This is a genomic window from Paracoccus nototheniae (assembly GCF_004335005.1).
Lineage (GTDB): Bacteria > Pseudomonadota > Alphaproteobacteria > Rhodobacterales > Rhodobacteraceae > Paracoccus > Paracoccus nototheniae.
In genome coordinates this window covers 50,967-72,096 of sequence record NZ_RQRT01000006.1, presented here as the reverse complement: position 1 = coordinate 72,096, position 21,130 = coordinate 50,967, and the positions used below count along the sequence as shown (strand labels likewise).

The 21,130-nt window shown below is 63.7% G+C and carries 16 protein-coding genes and 1 tRNA gene; 9 read left to right on the top strand and 8 right to left on the bottom strand.

All coding sequences use genetic code 11. The features are described from left to right. Positions 1-74 precede the first annotated feature (74 nt). The 3 genes from EG885_RS04960 to EG885_RS04950 are packed head-to-tail and all read left to right on the top strand — an operon-like array spanning position 75 to position 6,197. Positions 75-2,504 (top strand): ABC-three component system protein, encoded by a 2,430-nt coding sequence (locus EG885_RS04960; protein WP_131573377.1) that lies wholly within the window; start codon positions 75-77, stop codon positions 2,502-2,504. Beyond that, complete coding sequence (locus tag EG885_RS04955) at positions 2,491-3,144, top strand: ABC-three component system middle component 1 (protein WP_207392202.1); 654 nt, start codon at positions 2,491-2,493, stop codon at positions 3,142-3,144. The genes EG885_RS04960 and EG885_RS04955 overlap by 14 nt, the downstream gene beginning before the upstream one ends. Beyond that, positions 3,141-6,197 (top strand): AAA family ATPase, encoded by a 3,057-nt coding sequence (locus tag EG885_RS04950; RefSeq protein ID WP_131573376.1) that lies wholly within the window; start codon positions 3,141-3,143, stop codon positions 6,195-6,197. Before EG885_RS04955 ends, EG885_RS04950 begins: the two co-directional genes overlap by 4 nt. Before the next feature lie 596 nt (positions 6,198-6,793). Here the strand turns inward: EG885_RS04950 and EG885_RS04945 are convergent. From EG885_RS04945 to EG885_RS04930, 4 genes are all read right to left on the bottom strand, one after another. After that, positions 6,794-6,883: transfer RNA gene (locus EG885_RS04945), tRNA-Ser, on the bottom strand. A gap of 45 nt (positions 6,884-6,928) precedes the next feature. Then, the gene (gene phaR, locus EG885_RS04940; RefSeq protein WP_131573394.1) at positions 6,929-7,492 is read right to left on the bottom strand and encodes a polyhydroxyalkanoate synthesis repressor PhaR; all 564 of its coding nucleotides are present in this window, start codon (positions 7,490-7,492) and stop codon (positions 6,929-6,931) included. A 138-nt stretch (positions 7,493-7,630) separates the two neighbouring features. Beyond that, complete coding sequence (locus EG885_RS04935) at positions 7,631-8,086, bottom strand: Phasin (protein ID WP_131573375.1); 456 nt, start codon at positions 8,084-8,086, stop codon at positions 7,631-7,633. Between the two features lie 175 nt (positions 8,087-8,261). Further along, positions 8,262-10,103, bottom strand: coding sequence for a PHA/PHB synthase family protein (locus EG885_RS04930; RefSeq protein WP_242679503.1), 1,842 nt, complete (start codon positions 10,101-10,103; stop codon positions 8,262-8,264). Positions 10,104-10,715: 612 nt separating this feature from the next. On the opposite strand from EG885_RS04930, the gene phaZ reads away from it, so the two are divergent. Beyond that, complete coding sequence (gene phaZ, locus EG885_RS04925) at positions 10,716-12,062, top strand: polyhydroxyalkanoate depolymerase (RefSeq protein ID WP_131573373.1); 1,347 nt, start codon at positions 10,716-10,718, stop codon at positions 12,060-12,062. Between the two features lie 91 nt (positions 12,063-12,153). Then, a complete protein-coding gene (locus EG885_RS04920) occupies positions 12,154-12,627 on the top strand; it encodes a pyridoxamine 5'-phosphate oxidase family protein (protein WP_131573372.1) in 474 nt (157 codons plus the stop codon). Positions 12,628-12,644: 17 nt separating this feature from the next. Here the strand turns inward: EG885_RS04920 and EG885_RS04915 are convergent, their stop codons facing one another. Continuing rightward, positions 12,645-13,382 carry an alpha/beta hydrolase gene (locus EG885_RS04915; RefSeq protein WP_131573371.1) on the bottom strand — a complete coding sequence of 246 codons (738 nt, stop codon included), beginning with the start codon at positions 13,380-13,382 and terminating at the stop codon, positions 12,645-12,647. A 165-nt stretch (positions 13,383-13,547) separates the two neighbouring features. Here EG885_RS04915 and thrS point away from each other — a divergent pair, with 165 nt between their 5' ends. The 4 genes from thrS to EG885_RS04895 all read left to right on the top strand — a co-directional run bounded on the left by thrS (position 13,548) and on the right by EG885_RS04895 (position 17,976). After that, on the top strand, positions 13,548-15,494 hold the full coding sequence (gene thrS / locus EG885_RS04910; protein WP_131573370.1) for a threonine--tRNA ligase: 1,947 nt from the start codon (positions 13,548-13,550) through the stop codon (positions 15,492-15,494). Positions 15,495-15,701: 207 nt separating this feature from the next. Next, positions 15,702-15,908: a cold-shock protein gene (locus tag EG885_RS04905; protein ID WP_131573369.1), complete on the top strand. Its 207-nt coding sequence runs from the start codon at positions 15,702-15,704 to the stop codon at positions 15,906-15,908. Positions 15,909-16,070: 162 nt separating this feature from the next. Then, positions 16,071-16,694: a DsbA family oxidoreductase gene (locus EG885_RS04900; protein ID WP_131573368.1), complete on the top strand. Its 624-nt coding sequence runs from the start codon at positions 16,071-16,073 to the stop codon at positions 16,692-16,694. Positions 16,695-16,755: 61 nt separating this feature from the next. After that, complete coding sequence (locus tag EG885_RS04895; RefSeq protein WP_242679502.1) at positions 16,756-17,976, top strand: multidrug effflux MFS transporter; 1,221 nt, start codon at positions 16,756-16,758, stop codon at positions 17,974-17,976. Between the two features lie 143 nt (positions 17,977-18,119). Here EG885_RS04895 and EG885_RS04890 read toward each other — a convergent pair whose 3' ends face one another. The 3 genes from EG885_RS04890 to EG885_RS04880 all read right to left on the bottom strand — a co-directional run bounded on the left by EG885_RS04890 (position 18,120) and on the right by EG885_RS04880 (position 21,087). After that, positions 18,120-18,893, bottom strand: a complete 774-nt coding sequence (locus EG885_RS04890) for an ATP-binding cassette domain-containing protein (RefSeq protein WP_207392201.1) — start codon at positions 18,891-18,893, stop codon at positions 18,120-18,122. Next, positions 18,890-19,945 carry an ABC transporter permease gene (locus EG885_RS04885; RefSeq protein ID WP_131573366.1) on the bottom strand — a complete coding sequence of 352 codons (1,056 nt, stop codon included), beginning with the start codon at positions 19,943-19,945 and terminating at the stop codon, positions 18,890-18,892. Before EG885_RS04885 ends, EG885_RS04890 begins: the two co-directional genes overlap by 4 nt. A 113-nt stretch (positions 19,946-20,058) precedes the next feature. After that, positions 20,059-21,087, bottom strand: coding sequence for a sugar ABC transporter substrate-binding protein (locus tag EG885_RS04880; protein ID WP_242679501.1), 1,029 nt, complete (start codon positions 21,085-21,087; stop codon positions 20,059-20,061). Positions 21,088-21,130: the final 43 nt, after the last annotated feature.

Here is a 21,130-nt window from a genome sequence, read left to right as displayed (position 1 = left end):
ATTATTGAGACCGTAACAGTAGTGTGTGACTGTTGCCGACAGCGATTCGTTACAGATGTTCAAACGCCCCTGACATGACGCCACAGCAGATCATCGAGAACGCGAGAATTCCGGGGACCCAAAGCATTCTCGTGCTGGGGAGTTTTGAGAAGCGCGTCACCGTCTATGCTCAGCAGGTACGAGCGCTCAATCTCGTTGACGCGATGCTTTCGGAGAACCTTGTCCGGCCTAGAGGCGGCAAGGTCGCGATAATTGGCGGAGGCGCTGCGGGCATCACTGCAGCGGTGGCGCTTGCGCGAGCCTGCCCCGATCTCGAATGGCTGGATCTCTTCGAGCGGAGTTCAGGGATCCTTGCGCTGCAGCACGGAAGCCGGCGATTTCTTCATCCGCATTTCTACGATTGGCCTGCGGCGGGATCGGATTCCGAAGATGCAGGCCTTCCAATCATGAACTGGACTGCTGGACCGGCCGGCGATGTCGCTGCAAAGCTGAGAGCTGAGTTCGAGGCAGCGCGGCATAATTCCGTGTTATCGCTGCACCTTGACCAGACCGTCACCAAGCTTGTGCCAAGCAGGCTTGGCCCAACCAGGGTCGTGGTCGACAAGGGTTCTGCCGTTAGGCGAATCTACGATGTCGTCATTCTCGCCATTGGCTTTGGCCTTGAGGCTCATCTTGACGGAGAGACACCGACATACTGGGCACCGTCGGGCCTGGCGGGACCCATCCATACCCAGCTGCAGAACCCGTTGTTATTCGTTTCAGGCAATGGCGATGGGGGCCTGGTCGATTTCCTTATGGCGGCATTCAACGCGCTTGAGCATCACGAGATCAGCGCCATGCTCATGGGTCTTGATCTCGGACCGGCGCGCGTCGAGCTTGAGGCGATCGAGCGGGAGGCCTGGGCAGCAGGAGCGGATGTTGACCTCCTCGCCGCCTATTGCGCCCGCCTTACGCCGATTATGCCCGCGGCTGTATGGCACGCGATTGCCGAAAGGCTGCGCCCTGCAGCGCGCATCCATCTTCATACCCGAGAGCCGCGCCTGCTTCGAAGGACAAGTGCGCTTCACAATCGCTTCGCCGTCTACCTCGTGCTAGAGGCCGACCGCGAGATCGGCGGCAACGCGATCATCGTCACCACAGGCGTAGATTTCGAAGGTGACATACCGAAGCGCGGGGCGATCACCCTGGTCGGGCAGGCTCCGTTCGAGCCATTTCGACGGTTTCTTCGACTTGGCCCCGACTCAGCGGCCAACCTCGATCCCTTCAAGGATGTTCTTGCCGCCTACCCCGGAGCGGTGAGCCCGCCGCTCTCTGCGACCCGACCCGAGTCACCGGCGCTGACGGCAAGCGCTGTAGGGCGGTTTACCGGCTTAGGTCCAGGCCCGGTGGTGGAGCCGGATCCGGCGGCGCCAGCGCCCGCCGCAGGACCTCTGACTATCAGCCTCGCCTCTGGCGCGGCGGGCGCTGTATTCTGGTCTTGTGAGCTCGGTCCAGACGATGCAGGCCAGATCTGGTCGGGAGGAAGGAGCGTCGCGCTCTATAGCGAGATCTCTGCTGTCGATGCTGCTCCGCTCGCCGCGGCGCTCGCTCGGCTCGGAGCCCACGCTTCCGGCTTAACGCTCTACGCGAAGGATACTGCTGGCTGGCGCGCAAGCTTGGGCGCACTTTGCGCCAGCAAGGCTCTGCCGGGCCCTGATCTCGAGATTCGCTGTCCCGTCGCTGAGTGGCAGGATGCTGTAGTCATAGGTCCGGCCGTCCAGCTGACTGCGCGCTTGCTCGCGGCAACTATACAGAGCCGACTCGATCGCGAGACTCTGCGCCAGCTGAACGCCGTTCTTTACGAGATACTCGGTCCCCCGGCGGCTCCTACCGGCTGGCCGATCGAGCCAGCCCTTCGCGCCCGTCTCTGGGATCGATGGAGCGACTGGTATGCCGCGCTCGCGGCCGATGAAGCGCTTTGCCGACGCTTCCTTCGCCTGCTCATCTCGGAGGACGATCGGGAGCTAGCGGCCGAGGCGGCGCTCGTTGGGGTCGGGCCAAAGACACTGCGGCCGTTCATGTCGAAATCGACAATCTTCGCTTTGGCCTTCGCAGTCTGTTCGGGAATGCCAATGTCGCCGACGGGTGTCCATCCGGGCAACGTCGCCTTTGATTCGATGACAGGCCACAGCTGCGGCGTAAGCTGGATCAATGAGCGCAGGCTCAGCACGCGCTACATTAAGGATCAGGCTTGGACCACGGGCTTGGTGCTGCTTTCGCACTTGCACGAGGCGGTACGGATGATGGAAGGTGACCTCAGGATGGATCGGAGCATTTCAGACGCGCCAGCAGTCGGCACCATCTCGGCCAGCGAGGAGCCCCTGATCATCGGCGCGGACGAGGGCTTAGTTTCGGCTCTCGAGGCGGGCGAGCCGGAACTGCGAGAATACTTTCAGTCGATCTTCCGTTGGCGCAATGAGACAGCGGCGCCAATGCTCGAGGAGGTCGCTGATGACGCAGCGTGAGCCTCCTCCGCTGATGCTGCTATTGACCGAGGCCGCGCAAAGCATAGGGACAGTCGTGACGAAAGCCCCTGAGCAGCTCAGCGGATCACGGTTCAATTCGGAGGTACTCAGCGAGCCGATCGCCGGTAGCACAATTGGTCGGCGGGATAGCGATCTCCCGCGGCACGTCGCTGCAGCGACCTTGGACGGCATACCCGTGCTGTTCGGCATGCTAGATGGATCAGCGTTGAAAAGGAGCATTGATCAGCAGATGCGGCGCTATCGCAACCAAGCGACCATCGCCCGTTCGTGGCTTGGCTCCGATGCGCCGAACCTGCAGCTGTTCGTTTCGGCGCCGAGCGGGGCCTTGCGCGATCCAGCATGGCGCCAGCTCGCGGCAGAGATCGAGGCAGACGATCGGACGTGCCGGAAGCTCGTCTGGCTTTTCGAGGGCTCACCCACGCTTGACGACGCCAAAGGCTTTCTAGAACGCACCTTCATCGCTCGGCCTTGGCCAGCCGAGCAGGTCATGCAGCAGCTCGACAGCATGGCCAACATCAGTCTGCCGATCGGATGGGAGGAGGCTATCGAGGATCCTGATCTCGACTTCAGCGGGCTTGTCGAGAGGCTAATCGAGCTTGAGCGGGGAGCGCCGACATGAGCGACCTTTACCTGCGCAGCGTCGAGCTTTCGAACTTCCGCATTTACGGCGACAGCTACGCCTTTGAGCTCCCTGACGGGCCAGGCGTCACGCTGATCACCGGGGCGAACGGCCTCGGAAAGACCAGCTTCTTTGACGGCGTGGAGTGGGCGCTGACCAATCAGGTCAGCCGCTTTCAAGACATTCCGACGGACGCTAGGCGCAAGCAGCTCGATCCACTTACCCGCATCGGTGCGACGGCGAATAGCCACCGGGTGAGCCTGCAGTTCAGCGACGGCGATCCGATTGACCGTGGTGCGGGCTTCGTTCCCGATGAGCGCGCGATCGCGGCACTTCTGAAGCGCCCGGAGTGGGGCGAGATAGCCAATCTCCACGGCTACCTCTCAATCACCCACTTTCTGGGACAGGCAGCGACGCAACGCTTCTCTCTTCGCAAGCCTGAGAAGCAGTGGGAAGCCCTGAAAGGTCCCGCTGGGGTGGACCGCATAAACGCGCTCCGTGAGCGGATGAGTGGTCTCGGCGTGCGACGGGCTTTCACTCGCGCTCTGGAGGACCGGACGAAGAAGCTCGGCGAGGCTTCAGAGGCGCTAGCAGCTTGGACGTCACTGCTTGCCGAGCGCGATCGTGCTAGGCAGCTTTCCTCCTCGGACGAAGCTGTTCCACCCGCAGCGCTGCGCAATGCTATCGAATTGGCGGGCGCTCAAGTCCTCAGGCTGGTGCCTGATATGGATTGGAGCCTGCCGGAACCATCCACGCCTTCGGAGGCGCTGCTTGAGGCACTCGCCGAGCTGCTGCGCGCAATCGAGCAGCGTAGCGTGGCCGACACCGAGGCTGTCAATGCGCTAGCAAAAATTGCGGCTGATTTTGACGCAGCCGGCGCAGAAACGCAGGCTCTCCGGAGCAGAGCCGACGAGATCGAGCAGCGCCGAGCTGCAGCCGTTGAGAAGCTTGCGGAAGCCGATGCTTTGCTCTTGCGGGTGACAGCGAATTTAGCCGCTACCGAGCGCCAAGCTGCACAGGCGAAGGCTCGCACGTTGATCCTGACGCGAATGCGGGCCGCTCTTCGTCAGCTGGAGGATGCGCAATCACGGCGTGGAGACGCGGCTGAGCAGCTTGAGCACTCGCAGTCTGAGCTTGGCCGGATCGAAGTCAGCATCGCTGCTCTGCGGGAGGGCCTTGCGCGCGCGACCGCCCAGCGAGCCGATCGCCGAGCTCTAGCGGACCGAGTCACTCTTGCGCGGCGCAGAGCCGAAATCTCGGGAAAGCTGACTTCGACCCGCGCCGAGATCGACCGGCTGACGCCGCTCATCGCCAGCAGGCAAGCGGCGGACCCGCGGGCGCAGCGCGAAGCTATGGTCGGGCGGGAAACTGCTACTCAGACATTCATCGGGCGCATCAACGCGGATCTGCGCGCGCACGACGACCGCGCGCTGGCTATCTCCGAAGCCGTCTCGGTGATTGCGCATCGGCTGCGCCATAACGACGTCACCTGTCCCGTCTGCGCCTCGGAGTTCCCGCCGGGGCGCCTTGCCGCGCTTGCCACCCAGCAACGCGCCGCTGATGCTCGGCCTGCATCGCAACTGGCCGAGGCGCTGGCAGACGCCCGGCTGGAAAGCGAAGGGCTCCGGCGTCAGATCTTGGATGTCGAACGGGCTATTGCCGAGCTGGAGCAGCTACAGGCATCGATGGCGACCTTGCGTGCACGAGAGCAGAATCTGCGCCAGCAACTTGTCGAAGCGGGTGGTTCGGCAAATGGGGTCTACGATCAGTCCGAGACGCTCTTTCTGGAGCAGGAACTTGTCGAAACTGATGCGAAGCTAGCAGCTAGCGACACTCCAGAGAAGATAGACGTGCAGCTCAAGGAAGCGGAAGCGGTTCTGAAGGCCGAGCTGATGAAGCGTGGCACGCTACAGCAGTCTAGGGATTCAGCCGACGAGGATGTTGAGGTGGCAGGGACCACATTGCGGCAGCATGCCGAGATATGGACTGACGAGATGGGACTACTCGTCGACCTCGACAATGAGAAGGCAGCTATCGAGAGCCAGCTTTCCGACCTCTCCTCACGGATATCCGTCGAACGTGCTGCTGCCGATGAGGCTCGCTTGGCTTGGGACTCCCAACGTGAGGCTGAGTTTCGGGAGACCGAGGCGCAGACTGCGTCCAACGCTCGTCTCGATAGTCTGGCCAACACTCGATCTGCGCTTGTTAAGCGGTGGATGGATGCCGGCCAGAGCGGGGAGCCCGACACAGCACGGGTGTCTCAAAGACGCGCTCGGATAAAGGAACGTTCGGCACAGCTTGAGCAAGTGCGCGCGACGCAGCAACAGCTTGTTGCCGGCTATCGCAAGTGGATGAGCGACGAGCGACTGCGCCGCCTCGAGACGCGGACTGCCGAGATCATGCGCAACGAGAGTGCCGCATCCGATATTGATGTCCTCCGGCTGCTGGAAAGCCGGGTTAAGGAAGCGCGGCGCGAGCTTGAGTTCACGCAACGGGCGCGGGATCGAATTGACACCGTTGGCGGCCAGCTCCTGCAGCGAGCAGATTCCTATGCTGACGATGTATTGGCGCCGCTCAACGCCACGATCCAGCGGTTCGCCCGGACGCTGATGACCTGGGCGGACGCATCGATCATCTACCGCGCCGAGCATCATGTGACCCGTTCCGAACTGCGCCCCGGGATCGTGCGGAGCGAGGCTGACGGATCGGTGACGCAGCTCGAGATGAATCCTAACCTCTACTTCAGCGAGGGCCAGCTCTCGGCGCTGAGCGTGGCCGCCCTACTCGCGGCCAGCACAACGTTCGGATGGTCTCGCTGGCGCGGCCTACTCCTGGACGATCCACTTCAGCACAATGACGTGATCCACGCGAGCGCCTTCATGGACCTGCTTCGGCAGATGGTGCGGCAGCTAGACTATCAGGTTATCCTGTCCACACATGACAGCTCCGAGGCCGAGTTCCTGGGTAGAAAGTGCCGCAGCGCTGGCATTCCGTACTTTGTTCACGAGCTGGTGCCACAAGGAGAAAGTGGCCTAATCTCCAACGTTGCTTAGGCTTCTTACCCAGTTTTGACCGATGGCTGCTCCTAATGACTCGCTGTAAGAAGCTGTCAGTCCGCTGTCGGCCCCCGAACCAGCCATTCGGCATTGCATGGCGAACGTCCGGTCCCCGCCCTACGCGTCGACTAACGGTTATTGTCGCTCGGGACCGACTGATCACCTGCTTTAGCCTTGGCTTCCATGGTCCCCGTAGCTCTACCATCAGCCACCTCCTTAGGAATCCTTGAAAGCACACAAGCAGGTAGTTTTTGAGCACTCAAGGGTGCGCGCAACATCGCCATCGAAAGGAAGCCGAGTTCGCTATCCGCACAAGATTTTCTGGCCGATCTGGTTCGACCGCAGACCCTTCTGTGCGGAAAGCCCTTAAATCCAAACTCAACTTAGCCTTCATAAATATAATTTATAATCAACACCTTATAACCTGAGAACCATCTTGACGCAGTCATCAGCTTCAGAGATTTACGGGCTCTAGAGAGCGTGGGCGACGTTCTTACGCTTCGACTTACCTTCAGGGCCGCCTGCATAACCCTCGAAAACAAAAAGAAAATCCAACCGAAGTCGGATATAAAGAAAGGTTTTCTTATGAATTTTGGCGGAGCGAGAGGGATTCGAACCCTCGAGACGGTTCCCCGCCTACACACTTTCCAGGCGTGCGCCTTCGACCACTCGGCCACCGCTCCGTGGGGCGGGTCTAGCCCGGGTGGCGGGGCGGTGCAAGCCGGATGTCACAGCTTTGAGACGCGCTTTTGCAACTCGGCCAGTTGGCGGCGGATCTCGGCCATGTCGCGGGTGTCGGCGGGATCGGCGGCGGGGGCGTCAGCCTCGGGTTCCGGGCCGGAGGCGCCGCCGCGCCAGCCGCCCATCATCGTCTTCAGAAACATCTGCTGCTGGCGCTGCAGCGCGTCGAAACCCGGCATGGTGGCCATCGGGTTGGGCAGTGCGGTCATGTTTTCCATCAGCTTGGACTGACCCTCGCGCAGCATCTCGAAGCTGGCGGCCAGAAACTGCGGCACGACCGATTGGGCATTGGTGGCATAGCTGCGCACCAGATCGGTCAGCACGTCTAGCGGCAGCACGTTTTCGCCGCGGCTTTCATGTTCGGCGATGATCTGCAGCAGATATTGGCGGGTCAGGTCGTCGCCCGATTTCAGATCGATGATCTTGACCTCTCGCCCCTCGCGGATGAAGCGGGCGATATCTTCCAGCGTGACGTAATCGCTGGTCTCGGTATTATAGAGGCGGCGGCTGGCATAACGCTTGATCAGCAGCGGCGCGGTCGATGCGGCCATCATGGGGTCCTTGCATGCATGTTCCCCTCATGATGAAAGCTGCACCCGCAAAACGCAAAGGAAAAAACCCGAAACTGCGGATGTGCGAAAGGGCGACCCGAGGGCCGCCCTTTGCCGATCTGCGACCAGAGGTCGTGATTACTTGGTTTCGGCGGCCGAGGTGGCCTTCTTGACGGCAGCCTGCGTGTCGCGGGTCGCCTTTTCGGTGACCTTCTGCGCGTCGGCGGCAATGTCCTTGCCAGCGGTCAGCATCAGATCGACCGTGTCCATCTGGACCTTTTTCGCAACTTCGGCATAGGCGGCCATGTGCTCGGCGGCCAGTTCGGCATAGGCCGAGGCGAAATCGCTCATGGCTTTGGCGTAATCCGAGGGTTCCTGCTTGGCCGAGGCCAGCTCACCCATGCGGGCGATCGAATCCTTGGCCCAGTTGGCCGAGATCTCGGTCGAACGCTCGGCGGCGCTCAGCGCGACGCGGGTCAGCTTTTCGCCCAGCACGCCCTGCGATTTCATCGCGTCCTGCATCGAGCTGGTGTCGATGGGGAAATTGGCCATCATGTCCTGCATCGTCTTGGTCATATCGGGGGTCTTCGCCATGTCTTCACTCCTCAAAGATGCAGCGACCGAATGACATAGGGAACGTGTCGCTGCGTTCCATTCCATGCAGCCAATATGAATGCTGCACTGCAGCATTTCAAGATTTATCTTCTGCAGCGCAGCAAAAAATTAACCGCGCTGTTCAGAAACCATGCCGACAGGGCGTCACGCGGGACTAGCCCGCACGCTCGTGGACATAGCGGCCCGGGGCAGGTTCCAGCCCCTCGCCCGCGTCGCGCGCCTCGACCATCGACCCGGCGCGTTCGGCCAGCCAGCGCCCCCAATGCGGCCACCAGCTGCCCTCGGCAAACTGGGCCGCGTCCCGCCAGACGGCATTGTCGCCCGCAAAGCCCGCCTCGCTGATGTAATGGCCGTATTTCTTGCGCGTCGGCGGATTGACGATCCCGGCGACATGGCCGGACTGGGACAGGATGAAGGTCCGGTCCGACCCGCCCATCTGGGCCACGCCCCGCCAGCAATCCTTCCACGGCGCGATGTGATCGGATTCGCAGGCCACCGCGCAGATAGGCACGGTCACGTCCGACACATGCAGCCGATGGCCCAGCAGATCGAACCCTCCGGTGGCAAAGGCGTTCTTCTGGCACAGGCCGCGCAGATATTGCATCGCCATGCGTCCGGGCAGGTTCGTCGCATCGCCGTTCCAGAACAGCAGATCGAAGGCGGGCGGCGTCTCGCCCATCATATAGCTGCGGATGGCCGGGCCCCAGACCAGATCATTGGCGCGCAGAAAGCTCATGGTGCGCGACATCAGGCGGGCGGGCAGCAGGCCGTGGCGCTGCACCTCGGCATCGATGCCGTTGACGAAATCATCCTGCAGAAAGGTTGTGAACTCCCCCTGTTCCGAAAAGTCGGTCAGGGTGGTCAGCAGCGTGGCGGCATTCACCCGCGCATCGCCCCGCTGTTTCAGCAGCGCCAGCGTCAGCGACAAAGTGGTGCCCGCGATGCAATAGCCGACGGCATTCAGGCGGGGCTGGCCCGACAGTTCCAGCACCTTGTCCATCGCCTCGAGATAGGCCGAGACGTAATCCTCCATCCCGATCTCGGCAAAGCTGGCATCGGGGTTCTTCCAGCTGACCACGAACAGCGTGTGCCCCTGATCGACCAGCCAGCGGATCAGGCTGTTCTGCGGCTTCAGGTCCAGAATGTAGAATTTGTTGATCCAAGGCGGAAAGATCACCAGCGGCAGCGCGTGGACCTTGTCGGTCGTGGGCGTGTACTGGATCAGTTCGAACAGCCGCGTGCGAAAGACCACCGTGCCGGGCGCAGTGCCGATATTGTCGCCCACCGTAAAGGCCCGCCGGTCCGCCAGGGACACGATCATCTCGCCGCCATTCTGTTCGACATCGCGGACCAGATTTTCCAGCCCCAGCACCAGACTTTCGCCCTCGGTCTGGACCGCGCGTTCCAGCGCGTCGGGATTGGTGGCCAGAAAATTCGTCGGCGCCATCATGTCGACGATCTGATTGGTCAGCCAGGTGACGCGGCGGCGCGCGACCTCATCGGGCAGATCCAGCCCGCCGGTCGCATCCTTCAGCGCGCGGGCATTGGTCAGGTACTGTTTCTTGATCAGGTTGAAATAGGGATGGCTCTGCCACAGCGGATTGGCAAAGCGCTTGTCGGGCGGGCTGTCATCCTCGGGTGCGGTCAACTGGCCCTGCACCAGCGCCTTCTGGGCGCGGACGTAATTGGCCAGCGTCTCGCCCCAGAAGGCGACCTGCGTCTCGATCACCTTGCCGGGATGTTCGGTCAGCGTCTTCAGCATCGCGCTGGCGGCGGTCATATAAAGATCCGGGCCGGGGGATTCGACGCCCGGATTGGGAGTGGCGCGTTCGGACAAAGCCTGCATCAGGCGATGGCCCAGCACCTCGATCCGCTCGATATTCTCGGCCAGCTTCTGGGCGGTGGGCAGAGGGGTGGCGGTGGGCAGCGCGGTCTGCGTGGGCGCTGACGGCGCGGATTTCGAGGCGCTGTCCGCCACCGGCGCGGGGGTGGCCATGGCCGCAGCCCCGGCCTTGCCAGCGTCGCGGGGTGCCTTGGCCGCGGTCGCCCGCTTGGGCCTGGGTGTTTCCGATGAGACCTTGGTCGTGGACGCCTCCGACGACCGGGCAGAGGCCACAGTCTTGGCCGCGCGCGGTTTCGCAGCCGGAGCCTTGGGCGAAGCGGCTTTCGTGGCCCCCGCCTTCCCATCCGCAGCCTTTCCAGCGCCAGCCTTCGCAGCGCCAGCCTTGGCGGCAACGGCCCTTGTGCCCCCGGCCTTTGAACCCGCCGTCTTTGCGTCCCCAGCCTTTGATCCAGCCACCTTGCGGGCCGCAGCCTTCGATGCCCGGGCCTTCGCCGCAGGTGCATCACCCGCCGCCTTGTCGGGGCCTGCCTTGTCCGCAGCCGCCGCTGTGCTGGCCGCCCGGCCCTTTCCGGATGTTGCCGATCGCGCACGCAAATCCGCAACATTTTTATCGGTCGCCGCCGGCTGCCTTGCCATGATCCTCAATCCCCCCTAGGAATGGGTCGATGATATGCGCAGCGCAGGCAAGGCGTAAACCGGCTTTTTCCCCGTAACGCCGCCTTCCTGTGCCCAGATCATGCCGCAGCGCAGCAAATGGTGGGTTATATGCCGGTCAAGGGTCTCAAGGGCATCATCTCCTATGATGCGATGGAAGCGGTTCGCAACACGAACGAATGGATGGGTGCCACCGCCAAGGCGATGGGGTCATACCCGATGTTCGCGCTGATGCCGAACCCCGCCTTTCACCTGCTCAGCGCATGGGGGCGGGTCACGGAACGCAGCTTTTCGCGCATGGTGGTCAAGCCGGATTGGGAACTGCCCCCCATCGCGGGCGAGGATGGGCAGGACCATGTGGTCTATGTCGAACCGGTCATGCGCCGCGCCTTTGGCGATCTGATCCACTTCCGCGTTGCCCGTCGCGAACCCCTGCCCCGCAAGGTGCTGCTGGTCGCGCCGATGTCGGGCCATTACGCCACGCTGCTGCGCTCGACCGTGACCTCGCTGCTGAACGATTGCGAACTCTACGTCACCGACTGGCACAATGCCCGCGACATCCCGGTCAGCGAAGGCAAGTTCGACGTCGAGGATTACACCCGCTATCTGGTCGATTTCATCCGCCATCTGGGGCCTGACGTGAATGTCATCGCCGTCTGCCAGCCCGCCCCGCTGGCGCTGGCCGCGACCGCCATTCTGGCCGAGGAAGATCCCAACGCCCAGCCCCGCACCCTGACCCTGATCGGCGGCCCGGTCGATCCCGACGCCGCCGCGACCGAGGTCACCGATTTCGGCAACCGCATCACTATGGGCGAACTGGAACATCTGGCGATCCAGTCGGTCGGCTTCAAATATCGCGGCGCGGGGCGGATGGTCTATCCGGGGCTGGCGCAGCTTTCCAGTTTCATCTCGATGAACATGGAGACGCATTCCAAGGCCTTCATCAACCAGATCTTTGCCGAGGCGCGCGGCACCGCATCCGACGCTGACAAGCACAACAAATTCTATGACGAATATCTGGCGGTCATGGACATGACAGCGGAATTCTATCTGTCCACCGTCGAACGAGTCTTCAAGAACCTCGAAATCGCCCAGAACCGGTTCACGGTCGAGGGGCGGCCCGTCGATATCGGCAGGATCACCGAAGTCGCCATCATGACGGTCGAGGGCGCGAATGATGACATCTCGGCGCCCGGGCAATGCGTCGCCGCGCTGGATCTGTGCACCGGGGTTCCGGCGGCGAAAAAGGTCCAGCATCTGGAACCGGGCGCGGGCCATTACGGCATCTTTGCGGGCAAATCTTGGCGGCTGAACATCCGGCCCATGGTGCTGGATTTCATCGATGACAATGCCGCCCTGCCCGACAGCGTCAAACCCAAGCGTCGCCGCAAGCCGGGCGGCGCGATCGCGGATTGCGGCATAAGCGATCCGATCGATTCGGAAAACGTCGCCGTGTAAGGCGGCGCCGGCGTGGGGGGCGGAACCGCCCCCCATGCGCCCTCGTTTTGATCCCGAACGCCGCCTGACGCGGCCCCGAAAGGATCACGACATGACCGATCACACCGACCAGTTCTGGAGCCGCCTCGACGACACCAACAGCGGCATGCTGGGCACGACTGACCATGCCCGTCTGGTGCCGATGTCCCATTACGCCGACCGCGATTCCGGGGTGCTGTGGTTCATCACCGCCAAGGGCACCGATCTGGCGAAAACTGCGATGCAGGGCGCCCAGCCCGCCATCCACGTCGTCAGTGATGGCGGAGAGGGTCTTTATGCCCGCATCCACGGCACCCTGTCCTTGTCCGACGACCGCGCCAAGCTGGACGATCTGTGGAACGCCATCGCCTCCAGCTGGTTCGAGGATGGCAAGCAAGATCCCGACGTGCAGCTGCTGCGCATGGACCTGACCGAGGCCGAGGTCTGGGCCACCGGCGGCAGCCTGTCTTTCATGTATCAGATCGCCAAGTCTAAGATCACCGGCGACAAGCCCGATATGGGCGAACATTACACGCTGACGTTCTGATCAGGTGGACCTTCTGATCAGACGGGCAGATCCTCGATCGTCTGCACGATCAGATCCAGACAGTCGGGCGTGGAAAAGCGGTGATCGGCCCCTTTGACAAGGGTCAGCCGCAGATCCGCGCCCGAGGCATGATCCAGCAGGTCCAGCGCCCATGACATCGGCACGTCAGCGTCCGCGGTGCCCTGCAACATCCGCACCGGACAGCGCAACGACAGGGGGCGGTCCATGATCAGATGATCGCGCCCATCCTCGATCAGGCGGCGCGTCAGCACCAGCGGCGCGCCGTATTCGCTTGGCATCTCGACCCGGCCCTGCTTTTCCAACGCGGCGCGCTGATCGGCGGTGAACCCCGCCCAGAAACCGCGTTCCGTGAAATCCGGGGCGGCGGCGATGGTGACCAGCCCGGCGACCCGCTGCGGCAGGGCGCGTGCCATCAGCAGGCTGATCCAGCCGCCCATCGACGATCCCACCAGCAATTGCGGCCCGTCGGTCAGCGCCTCGATCACGGCGCGCGCATCCTCTGTCCAGTCGCCGATGCAGCCATCCTCGAACCGGCCCGCGCTGTCGCCATGCCCGGAATAATCGAACCGCAGAAAGGCCCGGCCCGCCTGTTGCGCCCAGCTGCGCAGATGCACGGCCTTGGAGCCGCCCATGTCGGACCGGAAGCCACCCAGAAACACCACGCCCGGCCCCTGCCCTGTCAGTCGGTCATAGGCGATGCGCCGCCCCGTGCCCGTCGTCAGATAATCGGTCATCCGCGCCCCCTCTGCTGTGCAACCGGTCCCGCCACAGTGCCGTTCCCGCCGCCGCGCGGCAAGCCCGCCCGGCTTGACAGTCGCCCCGGTGGCGGTCATGCCTGCCGCCGACCATCACTTGCAACCGGGCGTTCCGTGGGCGCCAGACCGACGAGGAGGACTTTGATGTCCCAGATCACCCTGACCTTTCCCGATGGCCATGCGCGCGACTACCCTGCCGGCGTGACGGCGGCCGAGGTCGCGCAAAGCATCGCGCCCAGCCTGGCCAAACGCGCCATTTCCGCCAGCCTCGATGGTCAGCACATCGATCTGGCCTGGCCCATCGCTGCCAGCGGCACCATCGCCATCCACACGATGAAGGATGACGCGCAGGCGCTGGAGCTGATCCGCCATGATTTCGCCCATGTCATGGCCCGCGCCGTGCAGGCGATCTGGCCCGATGTGCGCGTCACCATCGGCCCGGTCCGCGACTATGGCTGGTTCTATGACTTCGACCGCGCCGATCCCTTCACCCCCGAGGATCTGGGCGCCATCGAGGCCAAGATGCGCGAGATCATCAACGCCCGCGACCCCGTCCGGACCGAGGTCTGGGACCGCGACCGCGCCATCGCCCATTACAAGGCGGCCGGCGAGCCGTTCAAGCTGGAGCTGATCGACCGCATCCCTGCGGATCAGGATCTGCGCATGTACTGGCATGGCGATTGGCAGGATCTGTGCCGGGGCCCGCATCTGCAATCGACGGGGCAACTGCCTGCCGATGCCTTCAAGCTGACCCATATCGCGGGGGCCTATTGGCTGGGCGATGCGACGCGTCCGATGTTGCAGCGCATCTATGGCGTGGCCTTCCGCAACCGCGACGATCTGAAAGCCCATATGACCATGCTGGAAGAGGCCGCGAAACGCGACCACCGCAAGCTGGGCCGCGAGATGGACCTGTTCCACATGCAGGAAGAGGCGCCGGGGCAAGTCTTCTGGCATCCGAACGGCTGGAACATCTATGTCGCGCTGCAGGATTACATGCGCCGCAAGCAGCGTGCCGACGGCTATGTCGAGGTGAACACCCCGCAGGTCGTCAACCGCAAATTGTGGGAAGAATCAGGCCATTGGGACAATTATCAGGAGAACATGTTCATCGTCGAGGTGGACGAGGATCACGCCAAGACCAAGACGGTCAACGCCCTGAAACCGATGAACTGTCCCTGCCATGTGCAGGTCTTCAACCACGGTCTGAAATCCTATCGCGACCTGCCCTTGCGCATGGCCGAGTTCGGATCCTGCAACCGCTATGAACCCTCGGGCGCCTTGCATGGTATCATGCGGGTACGCGGCTTCACGCAGGATGACGGCCATATCTTCTGCACCGAGGATCAGATCGAGGCGGAATCGAAGAAATTCATCGACTTCCTGTCGGGCATCTATGCCGATCTGGGCTTTGACCAATGGCGCATCAAGCTGTCCACCCGCCCCGAAAAGCGCATCGGCAGCGACGAAAGCTGGGACCGTGTCGAGGCTGCGCTTGGCAATGCCTGCAAGGCGGCGGGCCATGAGTTCGAGCTGTTCCCCGGCGAGGGCGCGTTCTATGGCCCCAAGCTGGAATTCGTGCTGCGCGACGCCATCGGGCGCGATTGGCAATGCGGCACGCTGCAGGTCGATCCCAATCTGCCCGAACGTCTGGACGCCGAATATGTCGGCCCCGACGGCGCCAAGCACCGGCCCATCATGCTGCACCGGGCGGTTCTGGGCAGCTTCGAACGCTTCATCGGCATCCTGATCGAAAACTCGGCGGGCAAGCTGCCCTTGTGGCTGGCGCCGCGTCAGGTCGTGGTCGCCTCGATCGTGTCGGATGCGGATGACTATGTGGCCGAGGTTGTGGCCGCCCTGCGCGCCGCCGGTCTGCGGGCCGAGGCCGATACCCGCAACGAAAAGATCAACTACAAGGTCCGTGAACACAGCGTCGGCCGCGTGCCAGCGATCCTCGCCATCGGCATGAAAGAGGTGCAGGACCGCACCGTCTCTCTGCGCCGTCTGGATGCCCAAGGCAGCCGCACCCTGACGCTGGCCGAGGTGGTCGCGGACCTGGCATACGAGGCCACGCCGCCCGATCTGCGATAAGCCGCAGCACCCCTGCACAACCATGCCGCGTGGGGGCGTTTTCCCGCGCGGTTCCATCTTGCCTTTTGGTCCGAATCGGGCATCCTCTCGTAGCTGTGAGCAAAGACTTTCTACCGCCTCCCTCTCGACGGGCAGCCGGAAAACCGAAAGCGGGCTGCACGGCCGGACGCAATCCTGCGCCCGGAGGACTTGAAGGAGAGAACGGTTATGGCGACCGGTACGGTGAAATGGTTCAATTCCACCAAGGGCTATGGGTTCATCGCACCCGATGACGGCGGCAAGGATGTGTTCGTGCATATCTCCGCCGTGGAACGCGCGGGCCTGACCGGCCTGCAGGACAATCAAAAAGTCGGCTATGAACTGCAATCGGGCCGCGACGGACGGGCCTCGGCCAGCGACCTGCGCCCGCTCTGATCGAACCGATCCGGGGATGCGACGGCCCGTTCGCGCGGGCCGTTTTTTTGTGACAGGCCGCTTTTCTCTGACGGACCGCGCGCCCAGACTGCACGCCACAGCTCTGGCGCGTCCGGCCCCCGCCCGCTAGACAGGGCCCCGCAACCAGTTCAAGGACCGCCCGTGACCCGTCTGGACATCTTTGCCGACCCCGTCTGCCCGTGGTGCCTGATCGGCAAGACCGAACTGGACCGCGCGCTGGACAGCCGCCCCGGCCATCCCTTCGTGCTGACCTGGCATCCGTTCCGCCTGAACCCCGACATGGCCCCGCAGGGCATGGACCGCATCGCCCATCTGCGCGCCAAGCTGGGCGAGGGTGCCGAACCCGCCATGCGCGCCATGGCCGAGCGTGCTGCGGCACTTGGGCTGGTGCTGAACCCGTCGCCCCGCGAACCCGACACCAGCGACGCGCATCGCCTGATGCATTGGGCCGGGCTCGAGGGCGCGCAGGACCGCGTCATGTCCGGCCTTCTGGACGCGCATTGGCATCAGGCGCGCGATATCGGCGACCCCACCGTCCTGACCGCCATCGCAGCCGATGCGGGCATGGACCCGGACCTGACCGCCCGCCTGCTGGCCAGCGACGCCGATCGCGACGAGGTCGCCCGGCGCGAGGATCACGCCCGTCAGCGCGGCATCACCTCGGTCCCCACCTTCATCGTGGCCGATGCCCATGCCGTCAGCGGCGCCCAGCCCGCCAGGCTGTGGCAGCAGGTCATCGACGAGATCATGACAGCCTCCCCCTAGCGGGACTTGCAGACTGTGCAATTCTGGCCTATTTCAGAACCAGAACCGACAGGCGATCCCCATGACCGACAGCTCCCTTGCTCAGGCCGCGCCCCCGCGCCGCCTGCCCTTGCCCGAATTCATCGCCATGTTGGCGTTCCTTTTCGCGACGATCGCCTTTTCGATCGATGCGATGCTGCCCGCCCTGCCCGATATCGCGGCCGAGCTGACGCCCGACAATGTCAACCGCGCCCAGCTGATCCTGACCGCCTTCGTGGCGGGCATGGGGCTGGGAACGCTGTTCGCGGGCCCGATCTCGGATGCGATCGGACGCAAGCGGACGATCACAATCGGCTTTGGCATCTATATCGCCGCCACGATCGCGGCGCTTTATGCGGACTCGCTGGAATTCCTGCTGATCGCCCGCTTCGTGCAGGGTCTGGGCGCGGCAGGCCCCCGCATCGTCGGCCTGGCGCTGGTCCGCGACCTCTATGAGGGGCGCGAGATGGCCCGGATCACCAGCTTCGTGATGATGATCTTCATCATGATCCCGGCCGTGGCGCCGACGCTTGGCGCGGGGATCATCGCGATTTCCGGCTGGCAGGGCGTGTTTCTGGCCTTCATCGCCTTTGCCGTGGTCGGCGCCCTCTGGCTGAACATGCGGCAAGAGGAAACCCTGCCCCCCGCCGCCCGCCGCCCGCTGCGGATCCCCACCCTCTATGCCGCCGCGCGCGAGGTGCTGTCGGACCGTCAGGTCATGCTGGCCACGCTGATCCTGACGCTTGGCTTCGGACAGATGTTCGGCCTTCTCTCCTCGGCCCAGCAGCTGTTCGGCGAAACCTATGGCAAGGGCGAGAATTTCCACCTCTGGTTCGCGGCCATGGCGCTTCTGTCCGGCTCGGGCACGATCCTGAACGCCACCTTCGTGATCCGCTTCGGCATGCGGCGCATCGCCAAATGGGCCTATGTCATGCAGACGATCGTCTCGGGTGTCGTGCTGACGGCGCTTCTGACGGATATCCTGCCGCAGGCGCTGCGGTTCCCGGCCTTCTTCTTCTGGGCGACCAGCGTGTTCTTCATGGCGGGCGTGACCTTCGGCAATCTCAACGCCCTCGCCCTGCAGCGCATGGGCCATATTGCCGGCATGGCCGCCTCGATCATCGCCGCCATCTCGACGCTGGCCGCCGTCCTGATCGCCGCCCCCGTGGGCCTGCTCTATAACGGCACCGCCATCCCCGCGATCACCGCGACGCTCATCTGCTCCGCCCTCGCATGGGCCCTGATGCGCCGCCTAGACGACTGAACAGGCGGGCCCCCAAAACGACCCCGCCCCCCCATTTCTTCTTCAAAAAAATATCCCGCGGGGGGGCGCCGGTTGGTGCGCCACTGGTCCGAGGACCAGCCGGCGACGGGGCGCGAAGCCCCCCGGCATCCGCGGGACGCAAGTCAGGCCGCAACCCCCTCGGGCAGCCGCGCGCCGGTCATGTAGGACACCGCATCCGACATCGAATGCTCCTTGGGGTCGATCACGCACAGCCGCTTGCCAAGCCGGTGAATGTGGATGCGGTCGGCCACCTCGAAGACATGCGGCATGTTGTGGCTGATCAGCACGATCGGAATGCCGCGCGAGCGCACGTCCTGGATCAGATCCAGCACCCGGCGGCTTTCCTTGACGCCCAAAGCGGCGGTCGGTTCGTCCAGAATGATCACCCGGCTGCCAAAGGCTGCGGCGCGGGCGACGGCCACGCCTTGGCGCTGGCCGCCCGACAGGGTCTCGACCGGCTGGTTGATGTTCTGGATCGTCATCAGTCCCAGTTCGGTCAGCTTGGCGCGGGCAAAATCGTCCATCGCGGGCTTGTCCAGCATGCCCAGCCACTTGCCCATGAAGCCGGGCTTCTTCAGTTCGCGGCCCATGAACATGTTGTCGGAAATGGACAAGGCGGGGGACAAGGCCAGCGTCTGATAGACGGTCTCGATCCCCATCTTGCGCGCATCCAGCGTGCTGGCAAAGCTGACGGGTTTGCCGTCCAGCCGGATCTCGCCCTCATCGGGTTTGACCGCGCCGGAAATCGCCTTGATGAGGCTGGATTTGCCCGCGCCATTGTCACCGATGACGGCCAGAATCTCGCCGGGATACAGGTCGAAATCGGCATGATCCATGGCGGTCACACGGCCATAGCGCTTGACCAGATTGCGGGCGGAAAGCAGCGGCTCGGTCATGACGACACCTTTCTGATCCATTGGTCGATGGCCACGGCAAAGATGATCAGCCAGCCGGTTGCGAACAGCTGCCACAGCACGTCCACCCCTGCCAGCCGCAGGCCGGAATTGAAGACGCCGACGATCAGCGCCCCGATCAGCGGCCCCAGAATGGACCCGCGCCCGCCGAAGAGAGAGATCCCGCCGATCACCACGGCGGTGATGGATTCTAGGTTCGCCTCGAAGAACGAGGTCGGGCTGATCGATCCCACCCGCCCGATGGACGACCAGGCCGCCAGCGCACAGATCACGCCCGCCACCATATAGACCGACATCAGAACGCGTTTCGTCTGGATCCCCGCCAGTGCCGCCGATTCCGGATCGTCGCCCACGGCATAGACCCTGCGGCCCCATGCGGTCTTGTAGAGCGCATAATACAGAACCGCGAACACCACGACCATCAGGATGACGCCATAGGTCAGCACAGCGCCGCCGAACTCGAACCGGGTGCCAAAGAATTTCAGCAGCGGCGCATCGGTATCCAGCGTCTGGCTTCGGATCGTCTCCCGGCCCGACAGGTAATAGTTCAGCGCCAGAAACACGTTCCAGGTGCCAAGCGTGGTGATGAAGGGCGGCAGCTTCAGCCGGGTGACCAGCCAGCCGTTCAGCGCCCCGGTGGCGGCCCCGCAGGCCAGACCCACAAGAATGGCGATGGGCACGGGAATGCCGAAATTCACCGCCAGCTGGCCCATGATGACCGAAATCAGCACCATGACCGCGCCGACCGACAGATCAATGCCCGCGGTCAGGATGACCAGCGACTGCGCCGCCGCCAGCGTGCCCACGACCGCGACCTGCTGCAGCACCAGCGACAGGTTGAAGGCCGAGAAGAAATTCGGAGAGATCAGCCCGAAAGCGATCAGGGACAGAACCAGCACGATGACCGGAACCATGGTGGGATACTGGTGCAGGAAATGCTGCAACCGGTCCAGCGCGCTGCGCTGGCGGTGGTCGAACCGTGCGACGGCGTCGCCCGGATTGCGTTCGACCACGGGATCGGGGGTATCGGACATCGGGATCTCCGTGTGGATGTCGGGAAAGGGCGACGGCGGGGGAACGCCCGCCATCGCCGGTTCTCAGCCCTGCCGCATCGTCGATGCGGCAGCCGGTGGCGATCAGCCCCGGTTCAGCCCCAGCACTGGGCCTGACCGTCGGCCACGCTGATCGAGCTGACGCCCTCGACCGCCTGATCGGTGACCAGATTGACGCCGGTATTCGTGAAATCCAGACCCTCGGTCACCTCGGGCATGGTGCCGTCGGCGGCAAAGGCGGCAATCGCCTCGATCCCCATGGACGCCATCAGCAGCGGATATTGCTGGGCGGTGGCACCGATCACGCCCTCGGCCACGTTCTGCACGCCGGGACAGCCGCCATCGATCGACACGATCAGGGCGTTCTCTTCCATGCCAAAGGATTTCAGCGCCTCATAGGCGCCTGCAGCGGCGGGTTCGTTGATCGTATAGACCAGATTGATGCCCGGATCGATCTGCAGCAGCGCCTCCATGGCCTGACGACCGCCCTCTTCGTTGCCCGAGGTGACCTCGTGGCCGACGATGCGGGCATCGTCCTCGTCGCCGATGACGTTCTCATCGGCCACGTCGATGCCAAAGCCCTCCATGAAGCCCTGATTGCGCAGCACATCGACCGAGGGCGAACTGGCCGACAGATCCAGCATCGCGATCTTGGCATCCGCTGCGGCCTCGCCCATCTGACCGGCGGCCCATGCGCCGATCAGGCGACCGGCCTCGCGGTTGTCGGTGGCAAAGGTCGCGTCGGCGGCGTCGATCGGGTCCAGCGGCGTGTCCAGCGCGATGACCAGAATGCCGGCATCGCGCGCCTGCCCCAGAACATCGGTGATCGCCTTGGTGTCGGATGCGGTGATCATGATGCCCTTGACGCCCGCCGCGATGCAGCTTTCGACGGCCTGCTGCTGGGTCTCGTGATCGCCATCGATCTTGCCCGCAAAGGTCATCAGCTCGACCCCCAGCTCGCCCGCCTTGGCGGTCGCGCCTTCCTTCATTTTCACGAAGAAGGGGTTGATGTCGGTCTTGGTGATCAGGCAGGCCTTGGTGGCCTCCTGCGCCTGCGGGGCGCCTGCCGACAGGGCAAGGGCAGTCAGCGCGACGGACGCACGCAACACAATCTTGATGGTCACTTTACAAATCTCCTCCAGCTCGGCGGTTCCTCGTCCGCCTCTC

What these genes read in the sequence shown, in the direction of transcription:
- EG885_RS04960 (WP_131573377.1), top strand. Translation starts at nt 75, where the DNA reads ATGACGCCACAGCAGATCATCGAGAACGCGAGAATTCCGGGGACCCAA.
- EG885_RS04955 (WP_207392202.1), top strand. Translation starts at nt 2,491, where the DNA reads ATGACGCAGCGTGAGCCTCCTCCGCTGATGCTGCTATTGACCGAGGCC.
- EG885_RS04950 (WP_131573376.1), top strand. Translation starts at nt 3,141, where the DNA reads ATGAGCGACCTTTACCTGCGCAGCGTCGAGCTTTCGAACTTCCGCATT.
- phaR (WP_131573394.1), bottom strand. Translation starts at nt 7,492, where the DNA reads ATGGCCGCATCGACCGCGCCGCTGCTGATCAAGCGTTATGCCAGCCGC.
- EG885_RS04935 (WP_131573375.1), bottom strand. Translation starts at nt 8,086, where the DNA reads ATGGCGAAGACCCCCGATATGACCAAGACGATGCAGGACATGATGGCC.
- EG885_RS04930 (WP_242679503.1), bottom strand. Translation starts at nt 10,103, where the DNA reads ATGGCCACCCCCGCGCCGGTGGCGGACAGCGCCTCGAAATCCGCGCCG.
- phaZ (WP_131573373.1), top strand. Translation starts at nt 10,716, where the DNA reads ATGCCGGTCAAGGGTCTCAAGGGCATCATCTCCTATGATGCGATGGAA.
- EG885_RS04920 (WP_131573372.1), top strand. Translation starts at nt 12,154, where the DNA reads ATGACCGATCACACCGACCAGTTCTGGAGCCGCCTCGACGACACCAAC.
- EG885_RS04915 (WP_131573371.1), bottom strand. Translation starts at nt 13,382, where the DNA reads ATGACCGATTATCTGACGACGGGCACGGGGCGGCGCATCGCCTATGAC.
- thrS (WP_131573370.1), top strand. Translation starts at nt 13,548, where the DNA reads ATGTCCCAGATCACCCTGACCTTTCCCGATGGCCATGCGCGCGACTAC.
- EG885_RS04905 (WP_131573369.1), top strand. Translation starts at nt 15,702, where the DNA reads ATGGCGACCGGTACGGTGAAATGGTTCAATTCCACCAAGGGCTATGGG.
- EG885_RS04895 (WP_242679502.1), top strand. Translation starts at nt 16,756, where the DNA reads ATGACCGACAGCTCCCTTGCTCAGGCCGCGCCCCCGCGCCGCCTGCCC.
- EG885_RS04890 (WP_207392201.1), bottom strand. Translation starts at nt 18,893, where the DNA reads ATGACCGAGCCGCTGCTTTCCGCCCGCAATCTGGTCAAGCGCTATGGC.
- EG885_RS04885 (WP_131573366.1), bottom strand. Translation starts at nt 19,945, where the DNA reads ATGTCCGATACCCCCGATCCCGTGGTCGAACGCAATCCGGGCGACGCC.